The organism is Bradyrhizobium sp. AZCC 1721 (genome assembly GCF_036924715.1).
Taxonomy (GTDB): domain Bacteria; phylum Pseudomonadota; class Alphaproteobacteria; order Rhizobiales; family Xanthobacteraceae; genus Bradyrhizobium.
In genome coordinates this window covers 3,484,702-3,498,188 of the sequence record NZ_JAZHSB010000001.1, presented here as the reverse complement: position 1 = coordinate 3,498,188, position 13,487 = coordinate 3,484,702, and the positions used below count along the sequence as shown (strand labels likewise).

Here is a 13,487-nt window from a genome sequence, read left to right as displayed (position 1 = left end):
GACCTTGCGCGATGGCGAGGCCCAGAGGTTGGACTAAGGCTTGAAACCGAACACACGAATTGGTCCGCGATACCCAAAACTCGCGGCGGGTGGATTTCGCTTTGCGCGCTGGCTCGCTGCAAAGACCATGCGTGCTGCGGGATTTCATCAGCTTGGCTCTGAATTCGCCGATGCGCGGATCGCGCATGTGCGCGACAAACTCGCGCGGGGTGAGGCGGTCTATCTCGCGGGCCTCGGCGCGCCCGGCACGCACAATTCAGGGCTGGCGCTCGTCGAGGTGACGCAGGCAAATGGGCCACGGCTGATCGTCAACAACGAGGAAGAACGCTTTTCCGGCAACAAGCACACCACCGAATATCCGAGGCTGTCGATCGACGCGGCGGTCGGAACGCTGCGCGGCATGGGCCGCGACATCGGCGACATCGATGCCTGGCTCACGAGCTGGGATTACCCGACGCTCGCCGGTACGCTGGCGCGCTCGGTGCTCGAGGAATTGCCGCAGAGCCTAAAACTCGTACGCACCACCGAGGCCACGGGCTTCGACGGCCGCCGCCTCGACCAGATGACGCGGACGCCAAAAATCCTCGCGCGCCAGCTTGGGCTTGCCGAGCGGGTGCCGCTGATCTGCCTGCCGCATCACGACAACCATGCATGGTTTTCGTACGCCGCCTCGCCGTTCGCCGACGATACCGCGCCGACCGCGATTGCGGTGCTCGACGGCACCGGCGATCAGGGCTCGATCTCGCTCTATGTGGTCGAGAACGACGCGATGCGTCGGCTCTACTGCAACGACAGCATGTTCGATTCACTCGGTGCATTCTACAGCGTGATCTCGTCAACACAAGGCGGCTGGACCTGGCTGTCCAGCGAGGGCCGCTACATGGGCGCTGCCGCCTGGGGCGATATGGACCGCGCCAGCAATCCCTATTACACGCGGCTGCGCGACGTTCTGCATTTCGGGGCGAACGGCGATATCAGGCTCAATCGCGCGCTGGCCAACTGGTACTGCGACCCGTTCGACCATCCCTACAAGGAAGCACTCACAAAAATTCTCGGCGAACCGCTTAAGCGAGACCAGCTCTGGAATCCGGATGCGGTGCTGCGTGTCGAGGACATCCACCACCGTCCCGATACCAAGGACCGTCTCGACAAGGCGGCGGCGACGCAACTGGTGTTCGAGGACGCCATGATCCACGTCGTCGATCATTTGTTGCGCACGACCGGCGCCAACCGGCTGGTGCTGACCGGCGGCGTCGCGCTGAACGCGGTCGGCAATATGCGGCTGCTCGAACATTTCGATGAAGCGTGGTTCGCGGGCGCGCAGCAGCGCAACGCGCGGCTGCATCTGTGGGTGCCGCCGGTGCCCGGCGATCCCGGCGTCACCATCGGTGCCGCCTGGCTGTTCGCGCATCTGGCGGGCGCTCCGCGCGGCGCGCCGATGACGCACGCCTTCTATTGCGGCACGCCGCCCTCGCAAGGCGACATCGTCCACGCCGTTGCGGCCGATGACATCACCTCGCAAAGGATCGGCGATATCTCGACGCCTGAAGGCCTTGAAGCGATCGCCGACCTGATGGCGTTGATGGTCGCCCAAAACGGCGTGATCGCGCTGTATCAGGGCGCGGCCGAGACCGGTCCCCGTGCGCTCGGCCATCGCTCAATCCTCGCCAATCCCTGCGATCCGGCGGTGCGCGAGCTGCTCAACGCGCGCGTCAAATACCGCGAGGCCATTCGGCCGCTGGCGCCGATGGCAACACTGGAAGCTGCGAAAGAATACTTCGAACTGCTGCCCGGCGCTGCGGATGCCGATTACAACGCCTATAACTACATGGTGCTGACAGCGCATTCGAAGCCGCATGCGCGCGAAAAAATTCCGGCGGTCATCCACGCCGACGGCACCGGCCGCATCCAGATCGTGCGCGCCGGCGACGATCCCCTCACCTATGCCTACTTAAAGGCGCTCGGCCGCCATATCGGCGTCGAGCTGTCCGTCAACACCTCCTTCAATGTCGCAGGACCGATCGCGCAGACCCCGCAGCAGGCGATCGATACGCTGCGCCGTTCCAAGGGGCTCGATGTCGTGGTGCTGGTGGCCGGCGACGGCACCGTCACCGCAGCCTGGCACGGCGGCGAGCGCGACAGCGGAAGGTTCAAAAGCTGGCTTGCCGACTGAAAGAAGACATCAGCTTCCAGTCAGCTTACGCGATAATTCGCTTGTTCCTTGAGATCGGGTGATCCGCCGGCTCAGAGATCGACGCGTTCGCTCGCAACCGCCTTGCGTTCCGCCATGTTGAACCGGCCGCTATAGATTGGGCGCTCACCGGTCGTCGGACCAGGATATTGGACGATGAATATCTCCCCGCCCGTTTCGGTGCGGAATTCACCCTCAAAGTGCGGGTCGGGATGGAACAGCACCGTTCCCGGACCATGCAGCGTTCCGTCGATTGAAAACTCGCCTTTCAGGATATGCCAGACCTGTGCGAAGCCATGATAGTGCTCGGGATGATAAGCGCCGGGTTCAAGGCGCAGAATTCCCGCATTCGGTTCGGTCGGGCGTTCCGGTCGCGGATGAAAAAGCATTTTGCCTGTCTCGCCCGGCCAGCGGATCGTCTCCCATTCGACTTCGTCGAAATGGCGCGCCTCGTAAGGCTTGTGGTCCTTCCGCGACGCTTCACGCGCGGTCGTCAATCCCGCATTTGCGGCCGCGGTATCGGGAATCTCCTTGCTCCTGACGCTCATTTCGCTCTCCCTTTTGCAGTTTTCTCTCGTTCGCCTTTCCTGCCAGCAATATCGCTCCACCACTCGACCGCGATGGCCGACTGATTTTCGATTGATGTCACCATCAGGAGGCGCGCACTGCCGGACCCGCGCGCCCACGCCATATGCGGCACGTCTGAGCGCAGATGAATCGAATCGCCGCGCTCCAGCGCGATAGTTTCGTCGCCCACCTGAAATTCGACGCTGCCTTCGAGGACAAAGCACATTTCTTCGCCGGGATGCGCGACCAGCGTCGGCTTGCGCGGTTTTGCCGATAATTCGAGCAGGAAACTTTCCAGCCGCTGCTCGCCCACGCCCGAAGCGAGTTTGCGCCAGGCATAGTTTGCATCAGCGCCCTTCGATGGAACGGCATCGATTGACCGCACCACGCGATACGCGCGCGTCCGGTCCTCTCCTTCGATGTCGGCAAATAACTCGGCCGGCGGCAACTGAAGGACGCCGGCAATTTCCAGGAGATTGCCGATCGAACACGCGATGAGTCCGCGCTCGATCCGCGAGAGAAATGTCACTGATAGCCCGACCATTCCGGCGAGTTCATCGAGCGTCAAACTGCGCGCCGAACGGGCCCTGCGAATGACGGCTCCAATTGCGGCAAGGCGCGCCGCCTCGCGGGCGCGCCGGCCAGCTTCTGCCGAAACCACGCTGCTCTCCTGTTTTGCTTATAAGGCAAATCGTATTGCTATATAGGCAAATGTCAAGCCGGCTCGCGCCGCCTGCGCGAGCGAATTAACGCCCGAGAAACTTCAGACCGCGGCCGTCGATCATCAGCAGCGCGCTGCCGATCACCAGTGCGCCCGCGATTTCACGCGGCGAAATCTGCTCGCCGAGCACGAGCGAGCCGAGCAGGATGGCTGTAACAGGCACAAGCAACGTCACCAGCATGACGTTGGTGGCGCCGGAGCGCCGCAGCACCTGGAAGAAAACGATATAGGCCAGCGCCGTCGACAAGCCGGCAAGACCGACGACGGCGAGCCATGTCGTGATGCCCGGCATCGGCAATTGCCACGGCCGCTCGAAAATGCCGGCGACGACTATCATCATCAGGCTCGATGCCATCAATTGAAATGTGGCGCTGGCAAGCGGCGGCGAGTCTGACAACGCGCGCCGCGCTATCAGCGCGGAGATGCCGTAGCTCAGCGCCGCCGCGAGACACAGCAGGATGCCGAGCCCCTGCCCGCTGGCAAAGCCCAGCCCACCGCCGCGAAGGATCACGACGCCGACAAGGCCTGTGATCACGCCTGCCACGCGCCTGATGATGAGCTTCTCCTCGCCCGCCGCCGCCATCACCGCCACCGTGAACAGCGGCGTGGTGGCATTGAGGATCGAAGCCAACCCGCTCGGGATGTACATCTGTCCGGTGACGATCAGCGAGAACGGCAGCACATTGTTGAACAAGGCTACGAGGAAGAAAGGCCGCCAGCCCATCGATCCCTTTGGAAACGGCAGTCGCTGCGCGCACAGCGCCGGCAGCAGGATCATGGCGGCCAGTAGCACGCGCAACAGCACGAGCGTAAACGGCGGCAGCTCGCGCAGCACCACGCCATTGAAGAAGAACGATCCGCCCCACAGAATCGAGAGCAGGCCGAGCAACGCCCAGTCGCGGGTGTCGATCCGGTTGTCGTTGGCGGTCATGGCTGCTCAAATCGAGAGGACAGCCGCGTCTATTAAGTCGCGCTGGATTTTGCCACCCGATTTCCGAATACGATCGTGCGGCGGCTATTTCGGCCGCGAGACGATCTCGATCATCTTGCCTTCGTCGTCGTCAGGCATCTCGGCCTTTGCGCGGGCGTAGGCATCGACTGCGGCACGCCCGAGTAGCGGTGCATCCGCGAGCAGGCTCTCGGCCAGCTTCACCGCATAGATCGCATCCTTGTAGCGGAGCGCCGACGTGAACGACGCGCCGGAGAAATCGCGCGCCACCATGCGCTTTGAATGGCGGATCACCTGCGGCGACGCCACCGCACCGGTCGCCATCGCTTCTGCCACCAGGTTCATGTCGAGTCCGGCCTGCTCGGCCATCGCGATTCCTTCGGCGAGGCTCGCGATCTGCACCGCGCCCATCAGATTGTTGATCAGTTTGTAGACCGTGCCGGTGCCGACACCGCCGAAATGCCTGATCACGTCGCCGATCGGCGCGAGATAGGGTTTTGCCCGATCGAGATCGGCCGCGTCAGCGCCGACCAGCAAGGTCAGCTTGCCGGCCGCCGCCGCTTGCGGAAGGCCGGTGACGGGACAATCGATATAGGTGAGCCCGCGCCCGCGCAGTTCGCGCGCCATGTCGAGCGCATGCTGGTGCGATACTGTCGAGCATTCGATCGCGAGGCTGCCCGCCTTCATCGTTGCAGCAGCGCCATCCTGGCCGAGCCAGACGGCACGCGATGCGTCGTCGGCGGCGACCATGGTGACGACGGCATCAGCACCGTTCGCGGCGTCCGCCGGAGATGAAGCCCAGCACGCGCCGCGCGCGATCAGGTCTTCCGCCTTGGCCTTGCTGCGATTCCACACCGCAACCGTAAAACCTGCATCGAGATAGCGGCCGGCCATGCCATGGCCCATGCGGCCGAGCCCGATGAAGCCGACGTTGGTCATGGATTAGTCCACGTCCTCGACCTGGCCGGGCGCGGTGCCGAACGCGCGCTGCGCCAGCGTCGCCGCCATGAACTCGTCGAGGTCGCCGTCGAGCACGCCCGACGTATCCGAGGTCTGCACGCCGGTGCGCAGGTCCTTCACCATCTGGTAGGGCTGCAGGACGTAGGAGCGGATCTGGTGGCCCCAGCCGATATCGGTCTTGGCGGCCTGATCGGCGGCGGCTTGCTCCTCGCGCCTCTTCAGCTCGATTTCGTAGAGCCGCGCGCGCAGCATGTCCCAGGCCTGGGCGCGGTTCTTGTGCTGCGAGCGGCCGGCCTGGCAGACCACCGCGACGCCGGTCGGAATATGCGTCAGGCGCACCGCGGATTCGGTCTTGTTGACGTGCTGGCCGCCGGCGCCACCCGAGCGCATGGTGTCGGTGCGTACGTCGGATTCTTTAATGTCGATCTTGATGCTGTCGTCGACGACAGGAAAGATCGCCACGGAAGAAAACGAGGTGTGCCGGCGCGCGTTGGAATCGAACGGCGAGATCCGCACCAGGCGGTGCACGCCCGCTTCGGTCTTCAGCCAGCCATAGGCATTGTGTCCGCTGATCTGGATGGTGGCGGATTTCAGGCCGGCCTCTTCGCCTAGCGTTTCTTCCAGATACTCGATCTTGAAGCCGTGGTTTTCGGCCCAGCGCGTATACATGCGCAGGAGCATCGCGGCCCAGTCCTGGCTTTCGGTGCCGCCGGCACCGGCATGCACCTCGAGATAGGAATCGAACTTGTCGGCCTCGCCGGACAGCAGCGCTTCCAGCTCGCGGCGGGCGACCTCTTTCTTCAGGGCTTTTAGCGCGTTCTCGGCCTCGACCACCACGCCTTCATCGTTCTCGGCCTCGCCGAGCGCAATCATTTCGACGTTGTCGTCGAGCTCGCGCTCGACCTTGCCGATGCCCTCGAGCGCATCCACCAGCGAGGTGCGCTCCTGCATCAGCTTCTGGGCTTTCTGGGGATCGTTCCAGAGGTTGGGGTCTTCGGCGAGCTTGTTCAGCTCGGCCAGCCGTGCCGTCGATTTCTCGACGTCAAAGATGCCTCCTCAGCAGCCCGACTGACTGCTTGATCTCTTCAACAAGGCGTTCGACTTCGGCGCGCATGATCTCTTCTGTCTGCGGATGGAACCGCTACTGGATAGATGTTCAACGGGCCGATGTAGCGGCGTACGCCGCAAAGCGCAATCGGCTCAGGCCGGTGAACTCGGTTTTGTTTGATGCCGGAGGGCTAATACAGCCCGCCGGGGCGCATGACATTGGCGTCAGGCGGGATTCCCGGCTGCATCGGCACCCGTCCGTCGTCGACCACGCCGACGACGGCGTAACTATCCGGCGGCGCGGTGCCCGGCTTGAACGCTTCCAGGATGGTGCGGCCGCCCTCGCCCGGATTGGGACGCATCCCGCTCTTGGCATCGACGCGCACCAGCCTGATGCCGGGAGGCACCTTGAACGGGACCGCCGGCTTGTCGGCGAGCGCAAGCTTCATGAAATCCTTGACGATCGGAGCGGCGGTATGGCCGCCTTGCGCGGCTCTGCCCAGACTGCGGGGCTTGTCATAGCCAAGATAGAGACCGACGACGAGATCAGGCGAAAAGCCGATGAACCAGACGTCTTTTCCGTCAGAGGTGGTGCCGGTTTTGCCCGCGATCGGCTTGCCCACCTGCCGCAGCACCGATGCTGTGCCGCCCTGCACCACCCCTTCCATCATCGAGGTGATCTGGTAGGCCGTCATCGGATCGAGCACGAACTCGCGGCGATCCACCAGTTGCGGCTCAGGTTGGTTTTTCCAGCCGCCGGGCGCATCGCAGCCGCGGCACTCGCGCGCGTCATGCTTGAAGATGGTGCGGCCATAACGGTCCTGGATGCGGTCGATCAAGGTCGGCTTCACGCGACGACCGCCATTGGCGAGCATCGAATAGGCCGTGACCATCCGCATCACTGTGGTTTCACCGGCGCCGAGCGAATAGGAAAGATAGTTCGGCAATTCATCATAGACGCCGAAACGTTTGGCATATTCACCGATCAAGGGCATGCCAACGTCCTGCGCCAACCGCACCGTCACGGTGTTGACCGACCATTTGAGGGCTTCACGCAGGGTAATGGGGCCACGGTAACTGCCGACCGAAAAATTCTCCGGGCGCCAGACGCCGGCGCCCGGCCCCTGATCGATCTCGATCGGCCCGTCGACCATGATGGTCGATGGCGTATACCCATTGTCCATTGCCGCCGAATAGACCAGCGGCTTGAACGTCGACCCCGGCTGCCGATAGGCCTGCGTCGCGCGATTGAACTGGCTTTGGTCGAACGAGAACCCACCCACCATCGCGAGCACGCGCCCGGTCCAGGGATCCATCGCGACCATGGCGCCGGACACTTCAGGCAATTGCCGCAGGCGATACTGGCCTTCGACCGGCTTACCCTCCTTGTCGAACAGCGGGTCGGCATAGATCACGTCGCCCGGCGACAAAATTTGCGAGACCGATGCCTGCGTCTTGCCGCGCGCCGGCGCGGAAGCCGCCTTCGCCCACCTGATACCTTCCAGCGTGATGAGGCCGGTTTGCCGGTCCTTGGAGATGGCGCCGCCCAGTTCGCGGCCGGGCTGGAAACCGATCCGCGCCGACTGATCGGACGTCTCCAGCACCACGGCCATCCGCCAGGGCGAGATGTCAGAGAGCGATTTGACGTCGGCGAGTTTCACGCCCCAGTCGCCGGAGATGTCGAGCTTGCTCACAGCTCCGCGCCAACCCTGGGCCTCGTCGAAGTTCACGAGACCGGCGGCCATCGCTTTGCGCGCCATCACCTGCAGCCTCGGATCGAGCGTGGCGCGGACCGACAGGCCGCCTTCATAGAGTTTCTTTTCGCCGTAGCGCTCGAAGATGTCGCGCCGGACTTCCTCGGCAAAATATTCGCCGGCAAAAGTATGCGCGGCGTTGGACCGGCTGGCCACGACCAGCGGTTCCTTGCGGGCCTTGTCGGCGTCGGCCTGCTTGATCCAGCCGTTTTCCACGAGGCGATCGATCACATAATTGCGCCGCTCGATCGACCGGTCGCGGTTGCGCACCGGATGCAAGGTGCCGGGTGCCTTCGGAAGCGCTGCAAGATACGCCGCTTCCGCAACCGTCAGCTCGTTCACCGATTTGTCGAAATAGACCAGCGACGCTGCCGCGATGCCGTAGGCGCCGAGGCCGAGATAGATTTCGTTGAGATAGAGCTCGAGGATGCGGTCCTTCGAATACGCCCGCTCGATGCGCATCGCCAGCAAGGCTTCCTTGATCTTGCGGGTGAAGGAGACCTCGTTGGTCAGAAGAAAGTTCTTCGCGACCTGCTGGGTGATCGTCGACGCACCCTGCGGACGCTTGTTGGAGCCGAAGTTCTGCACATACGCCACGGCCGCGCGCGCCATGCCGGTGAAGTCGATGCCGCCATGCTCGTAAAAATTCTTGTCCTCGGCCGCGAGGAAGGCGTTGGTGACGAGTTTAGGCATCGCCTGGATCGGCAAATAGAGACGCCGTTCCTTGGCGTATTCTCCAAGCAGCGCGCCGTCCGACGCATGGATGCGCGTCATCACCGGCGGCTCGTAATCCTGAAGCTGCGAATAGTCGGGCAAGTCCCTGGAGAAATGCCAGATTGCGCCTGCAACGCCTGCGACACCGACCAGAAACACCACGGTGCCGGCAGTAAACAGAAAACCCACAAACCGCACCAGCAAGCGCATTACCGAAATTCCATTCCAACCCTTGCACCGCGACAGCCAGCGTTGGCCCTCGTGCGAAGGCTTTGCGCTATCCTCGGACGCCTATCTCGACCTCGGGCATTTCGCTCTGCCGCGATACCAACTATCGGGACCCACCCGGGTCCAGACGCGTGTATCACGCAATGTCCAAGGATACATCCTGAGATTGCCGACGGTTCGCCCGGATCAATAAAGCCCGCCGGTGCCGGGCCGCATGATGTTGCCCGCAGCATCAGGCTGGTAGCCTTGCGGGTATCCCTGCGGCGCCCGGCCGTCCATGTCGGCAACACCGATAACCGAGTAATTGTCCGGCGGCGCGGTACCCGGCTTGAACGCTTCGAGGATGGTGCGGCCGCCCTCGCCCGGACCGACGCGCATGCCGCTCTTGGCATCGACGCGAACCAGCTTGATGCCCGCGGGCACCTTGAACGGGACCGCCGGCTTGTCGGCAAGCGCGAGCTTGAGGAAATCCTTGGCGATCGGCGCGGCGAGATGACCGCCGGTCATGCCGCGGCCGAGATTGCGCGGCTTGTCGAAGCCGACATAGATGCCGACCACGAGGTCCGGCGAAAAGCCGATGAACCACGCGTCTTTTTCATCGTTGGTGGTGCCGGTCTTGCCGGCAATGGGCTTACCGACTTCCTTGACCACCGTCGCGGTGCCGGCCTGCACCACATATTCCATCATCGAGGTGATCTGGTAGGCCGTCATAGGGTCCAGCACTTGTTCGCGGCGATCCACCAGTTGCGGCTCGGCCTGGTTCTTCCAGCCGCTCGGCGCGTCGCAGCCGCGGCATTCGCGGGCGTCATGCTTGAAGATGGTGCGGCCGTAGCGGTCCTGGATGCGATCGATCAGGGTCGGCTTCACGCGGCGGCCGCCATTGGCGAACATGGAATAGGCCGTGACCATGCGCATGACCGTGGTTTCACCCGCGCCGAGCGCATAGGACAGGTAATTCGGCAATTCGTCATACACGCCGAAGCGCCGCGAATATTCGCCGATCAAGGGCATGCCGATGTCCTGCGCGAGCCGCACGGTCACCGTATTCAGCGATTGCCGGAGCGCGTTGCGCAGCGTCGTCGGCCCGCCGTATTTGCCGGACGAATAGTTCTCCGGGCGCCATACGCCGGCGCCCTGCCCCTGGTCGATTTCAATGGGCGCGTCGACCACGACGGTCGACGGCGTATAGCCGTTGTCCATTGCCGCCGAATAGACCAGCGGTTTGAACGACGAACCCGGCTGTCGATAGGCTTGTGTCGCGCGGTTGAACTGGCTCTGGTCGAACGAGAAGCCGCCCACCATCGCCAGCACGCGGCCGGTCCACGGATCCATGGCGACCAACGCGCCGGACACTTCCGGCAACTGGCGCAGCCGGTATTGGCCCTCGACCGGTTTGCCCTCCTTGTCGAACAGCGGGTCGGCATAGATCACGTCGCCCGGCGACAGCACCTGCGCCACGGAGCTCGGCGTCCTGCCCTTGGCGGGTCCGGATGCAGCCTTGGCCCAGCGCACGCCATCGAGCGTGATGATGCCGGTCTGCCGCTGCTTGCTGACGGCGCCACCGAGTTCGCGGCCCGGTTGGAAACCGATCCGCGCCGACTGGTCGGATGTCTCCAGCACCACGGCCATACGCCAGGGCGAGATATCGGAAAGCGATTTGACATCGGCGAGTTTCACGCCCCAGTCGCCGGAAACATCGAGTTTGGAGGCCGCGCCGCGCCAGCCGCTGGCCTCGTCATACCGGACCAGACCGGCGACCATGGTCTTGCGCGCCATCACCTGCATTTTCGGATCGAGCGTGGCGCGGACCGACAGGCCGCCTTCGTACAGCTTCTTTTCGCCGTAACGCTCGAAGATGTCGCGCCGGACTTCCTCGGCGAAATATTCGCCGGCGAAGATATGCGCGCCGTTGCCGCGGCTGGTGACGTTGAGCTGTTCCTTGCGGGACTTGTCGGCGTCGGCCTGTTTGATCCAGCCGTTTTCCACGAGGCGGTCGATCACGTAATTGCGCCGCTCCACCGCGCGATCGCGGTTACGCACCGGGTGCAGCGCCGCTGGCGCTTTCGGCAACGCCGCCAGATAGGAGGCTTCCGCAACCGTCAGCTCATTCACCGATTTATCGAAATAGACCAGCGACGCCGCCGCGATGCCGTAGGCGCCAAGGCCGAGATAGATTTCATTGAGATAGAGCTCGAGGATGCGGTCCTTGGAGTAGGCGCGCTCGATGCGCATCGCCAGCAAGGCTTCCTTGATCTTGCGGGTGAAGGAGACCTCGTTGGTCAGGAGGAAGTTTTTGGCGACCTGCTGGGTGATCGTCGACGCGCCCTGCGGACGCTTGTTGGAGCCGAAATTCTGCGCATAGAGCACGGCCGCGCGCGCCATGCCGGTGAAGTCGATGCCGCCATGCTCGTAAAAATTCTTGTCTTCGGCCGCGAGGAACGCGTTGATGACGAGTTTTGGCACCGCCTGGATCGGCAGATAGAGCCGGCGCTCCTTGGAATATTCGCCGAGCAGCGCGCCGTCAGACGCGTGCACGCGCGTCATCACTGGCGGCTCGTAATCCTGAAGCTGCGAATAGTCGGGCAAGTCCTTGGAGAAATGCCAGATCGCACCCGCGACGCCGGCCACGCCGACCAGGAACACCACGGTGCCGGCCGCAAACAGGAAACCCAAAAACCGGACCAGCAAGCGCATTATCGAAGTTCCGTTCCAACCCTGTGCGCCGTCATCGCGGCGCCTATCCAGATACGGCAATCCCGCCGGACGGGTTGCCGCTACGCGGTCGAACAATAAAAGGTCCGGCGGACAATATTGACCGATTCCGAAGACCAGCAGTCCGTTTTCTATACCGTTGCCGCTGTGGCCAAACTAGGGCTTGGTCCATCGGACGGCCCCTTTTCAATCCACCCTTACGCCACGCGTACCGGGCTTTTCACTTGGCCGGTCCGGCAGTTGCCAGCCGTTTGGCCAGAAACGCATCAATTGCCTGCGCCATCGCGCCGACCGTCTTGTTCCGCCAAGTTTCCGATACCAGAAGCTCGAGGTCGCCCCTGTTCGAGACATAGCCGAGCTCGACCAGCACCGACGGCACGTCCGGGGCCTTCAGAACCCGGAAACCGGCCGATTTCAACGGATGCTTGTGCATCCGCACGGTATTCTTCATTTCACTCATCAGGATCCGTGCAAACCGGTTTGAAAAGGTTTTGGTCTCCCGCTGCACCAGGTCGATCAGGATGTCGGCGACTTCGGTCGGCTCGTCGACGAGGTTTACGCCGCCAATAGCGTCCGACTTATTTTCGGTATCGGCCAGCCGCTCGGCTTCGGAGTCGGAGGCCTTATCGGAAAGCGTGTAGATGGTGGCGCCATGGGCGTCGCCCTCGCCGCGCGGCAAAGCGTCAGCATGGATCGAGACGAACAGTGCCGCCGCCTCGTTGCGCGCGACCTTCACGCGGTCGCCAAGCGGTATGAAAGTGTCGTCCGTCCGGGTCATGACGACGCGATACTTGCCCGATTTCTCGATCCGGTCGCGCAGCGCCAGGCCGAAGGTCAGCACCAAGTTCTTTTCCATGATATCGCCGCCGCCGGCCTGGGTACCGTTGTCGACACCGCCATGACCGGGATCGATCACGATCACCGGCCGCTTGTCGGGCGCTTGCGGCGGCTGGGCGATTGGCGAATCCGGTTGAGCGGTGGCGTTGGCTTCGGCGATCGCGGGCCGCAGTTCGGGGCGGCTTTCCGGCGGCAGCGACTGGACAAAGGCGGTGCGGTCCACCTGTTCGAATTCGAGCACCAGCCGCGGCGGTTGGCCGTTGGCCGCTTCCAGTACATAGGATTTGGCGATCTTGGTCGGCCCCGTCAGGTCGAACACGATCCGTGATCCGCCGGGCATGACGAGACCATAACGGAACGCCTTGACCAGCCCCCGTCCCCCGGCTCCGATCCCGGCGGGAAGGTTGAAGCTGACCTGGGGAAGATCGACGACCACGCGATAAGGGTCCGCCAGCGCAAAGGCGCGAAACTGCACCGGCTTGTCCAGATCGAGGATGAAACGGGTCTGCCTGGCATCGCCAGCCAGCCGGGCATCGGACGCGATCGGGAAATTCGACACGGCCGCCGGGCCGGGGACGGCGGCGACGGAAGCCGGCGGTTGAGAAGCTCCTCCCTGGGCCGCGCAGGAGCCAATCATCTGGGTGCACAGCAATGCTGCGGTGCACAATAGCCCACATCCCAGCAAAACAAGGTGATTTGCGCGGCTCGCCAACGATTCGGTGCCTCCGGAGGAGCCTTCCCTTACCGCATTAGAACCGCAGGGTTAATTGGGCCTTAACATTTGATCACCGAAAAAACAGCAAGTGT

9 protein-coding genes are annotated in these 13,487 nt (G+C 63.3%); 1 reads left to right on the top strand and 8 read right to left on the bottom strand.

The features are described 5' to 3' along the window. The first annotated feature begins 40 nt into the window (after window positions 1–40). Complete coding sequence (locus V1273_RS16635; protein WP_334410263.1) at window positions 41–2,173, top strand: carbamoyltransferase C-terminal domain-containing protein; 2,133 nt, start codon at window positions 41–43, stop codon at window positions 2,171–2,173. 71 nt (window positions 2,174–2,244) lie between these two features. Here the strand turns inward: V1273_RS16635 and V1273_RS16630 are convergent, their stop codons facing one another. The 8 genes from V1273_RS16630 to V1273_RS16595 all read right to left on the bottom strand — a co-directional run bounded on the left by V1273_RS16630 (window position 2,245) and on the right by V1273_RS16595 (window position 13,392). After that, on the bottom strand, window positions 2,245–2,739 hold the full coding sequence (locus tag V1273_RS16630; RefSeq protein ID WP_334382335.1) for a cupin domain-containing protein: 495 nt from the start codon (window positions 2,737–2,739) through the stop codon (window positions 2,245–2,247). Then, the gene (locus V1273_RS16625) at window positions 2,736–3,419 is read right to left on the bottom strand and encodes a helix-turn-helix domain-containing protein (RefSeq protein WP_334410262.1); all 684 of its coding nucleotides are present in this window, start codon (window positions 3,417–3,419) and stop codon (window positions 2,736–2,738) included. The genes V1273_RS16630 and V1273_RS16625 overlap by 4 nt, the downstream gene beginning before the upstream one ends. Window positions 3,420–3,504: 85 nt before the next feature. Beyond that, window positions 3,505–4,410: a DMT family transporter gene (locus tag V1273_RS16620; RefSeq protein WP_334410261.1), complete on the bottom strand. Its 906-nt coding sequence runs from the start codon at window positions 4,408–4,410 to the stop codon at window positions 3,505–3,507. 84 nt (window positions 4,411–4,494) lie between these two features. Beyond that, window positions 4,495–5,367 (bottom strand): NAD(P)-dependent oxidoreductase, encoded by an 873-nt coding sequence (locus V1273_RS16615; RefSeq protein ID WP_334410260.1) that lies wholly within the window; start codon window positions 5,365–5,367, stop codon window positions 4,495–4,497. 3 nt (window positions 5,368–5,370) lie between these two features. Then, window positions 5,371–6,502, bottom strand: a protein-coding gene (gene prfB / locus V1273_RS16610; protein ID WP_334368740.1) for a peptide chain release factor 2 whose coding sequence is annotated in 2 segments (ribosomal slippage) — window positions 5,371–6,432 and window positions 6,434–6,502 — 1,131 coding nt in all. Because the reading frame shifts where the segments join, the coding sequence is not laid out codon by codon here. A gap of 124 nt (window positions 6,503–6,626) precedes the next feature. Then, a complete protein-coding gene (locus V1273_RS16605; protein ID WP_334410258.1) occupies window positions 6,627–9,113 on the bottom strand; it encodes a penicillin-binding protein 1A in 2,487 nt (828 codons plus the stop codon). A 204-nt stretch (window positions 9,114–9,317) separates the two neighbouring features. Then, window positions 9,318–11,825 carry a penicillin-binding protein 1A gene (locus tag V1273_RS16600; RefSeq protein WP_334410257.1) on the bottom strand — a complete coding sequence of 836 codons (2,508 nt, stop codon included), beginning with the start codon at window positions 11,823–11,825 and terminating at the stop codon, window positions 9,318–9,320. A gap of 238 nt (window positions 11,826–12,063) precedes the next feature. Further along, the gene (locus V1273_RS16595) at window positions 12,064–13,392 is read right to left on the bottom strand and encodes an N-acetylmuramoyl-L-alanine amidase (RefSeq protein WP_334382341.1); all 1,329 of its coding nucleotides are present in this window, start codon (window positions 13,390–13,392) and stop codon (window positions 12,064–12,066) included. Between the last annotated feature and the right edge of the window lie 95 nt (window positions 13,393–13,487).

Bases quoted from the DNA above. Each gene is read 5' to 3' on its own strand.
- V1273_RS16605 (WP_334410258.1), bottom strand. From the start codon at position 9,113: ATGCGCTTGCTGGTGCGGTTTGTGGGTTTTCTGTTTACTGCCGGCACC.
- V1273_RS16630 (WP_334382335.1), bottom strand. From the start codon at position 2,739: ATGAGCGTCAGGAGCAAGGAGATTCCCGATACCGCGGCCGCAAATGCG.
- V1273_RS16600 (WP_334410257.1), bottom strand. From the start codon at position 11,825: ATGCGCTTGCTGGTCCGGTTTTTGGGTTTCCTGTTTGCGGCCGGCACC.
- V1273_RS16620 (WP_334410261.1), bottom strand. From the start codon at position 4,410: ATGACCGCCAACGACAACCGGATCGACACCCGCGACTGGGCGTTGCTC.
- V1273_RS16615 (WP_334410260.1), bottom strand. From the start codon at position 5,367: ATGACCAACGTCGGCTTCATCGGGCTCGGCCGCATGGGCCATGGCATG.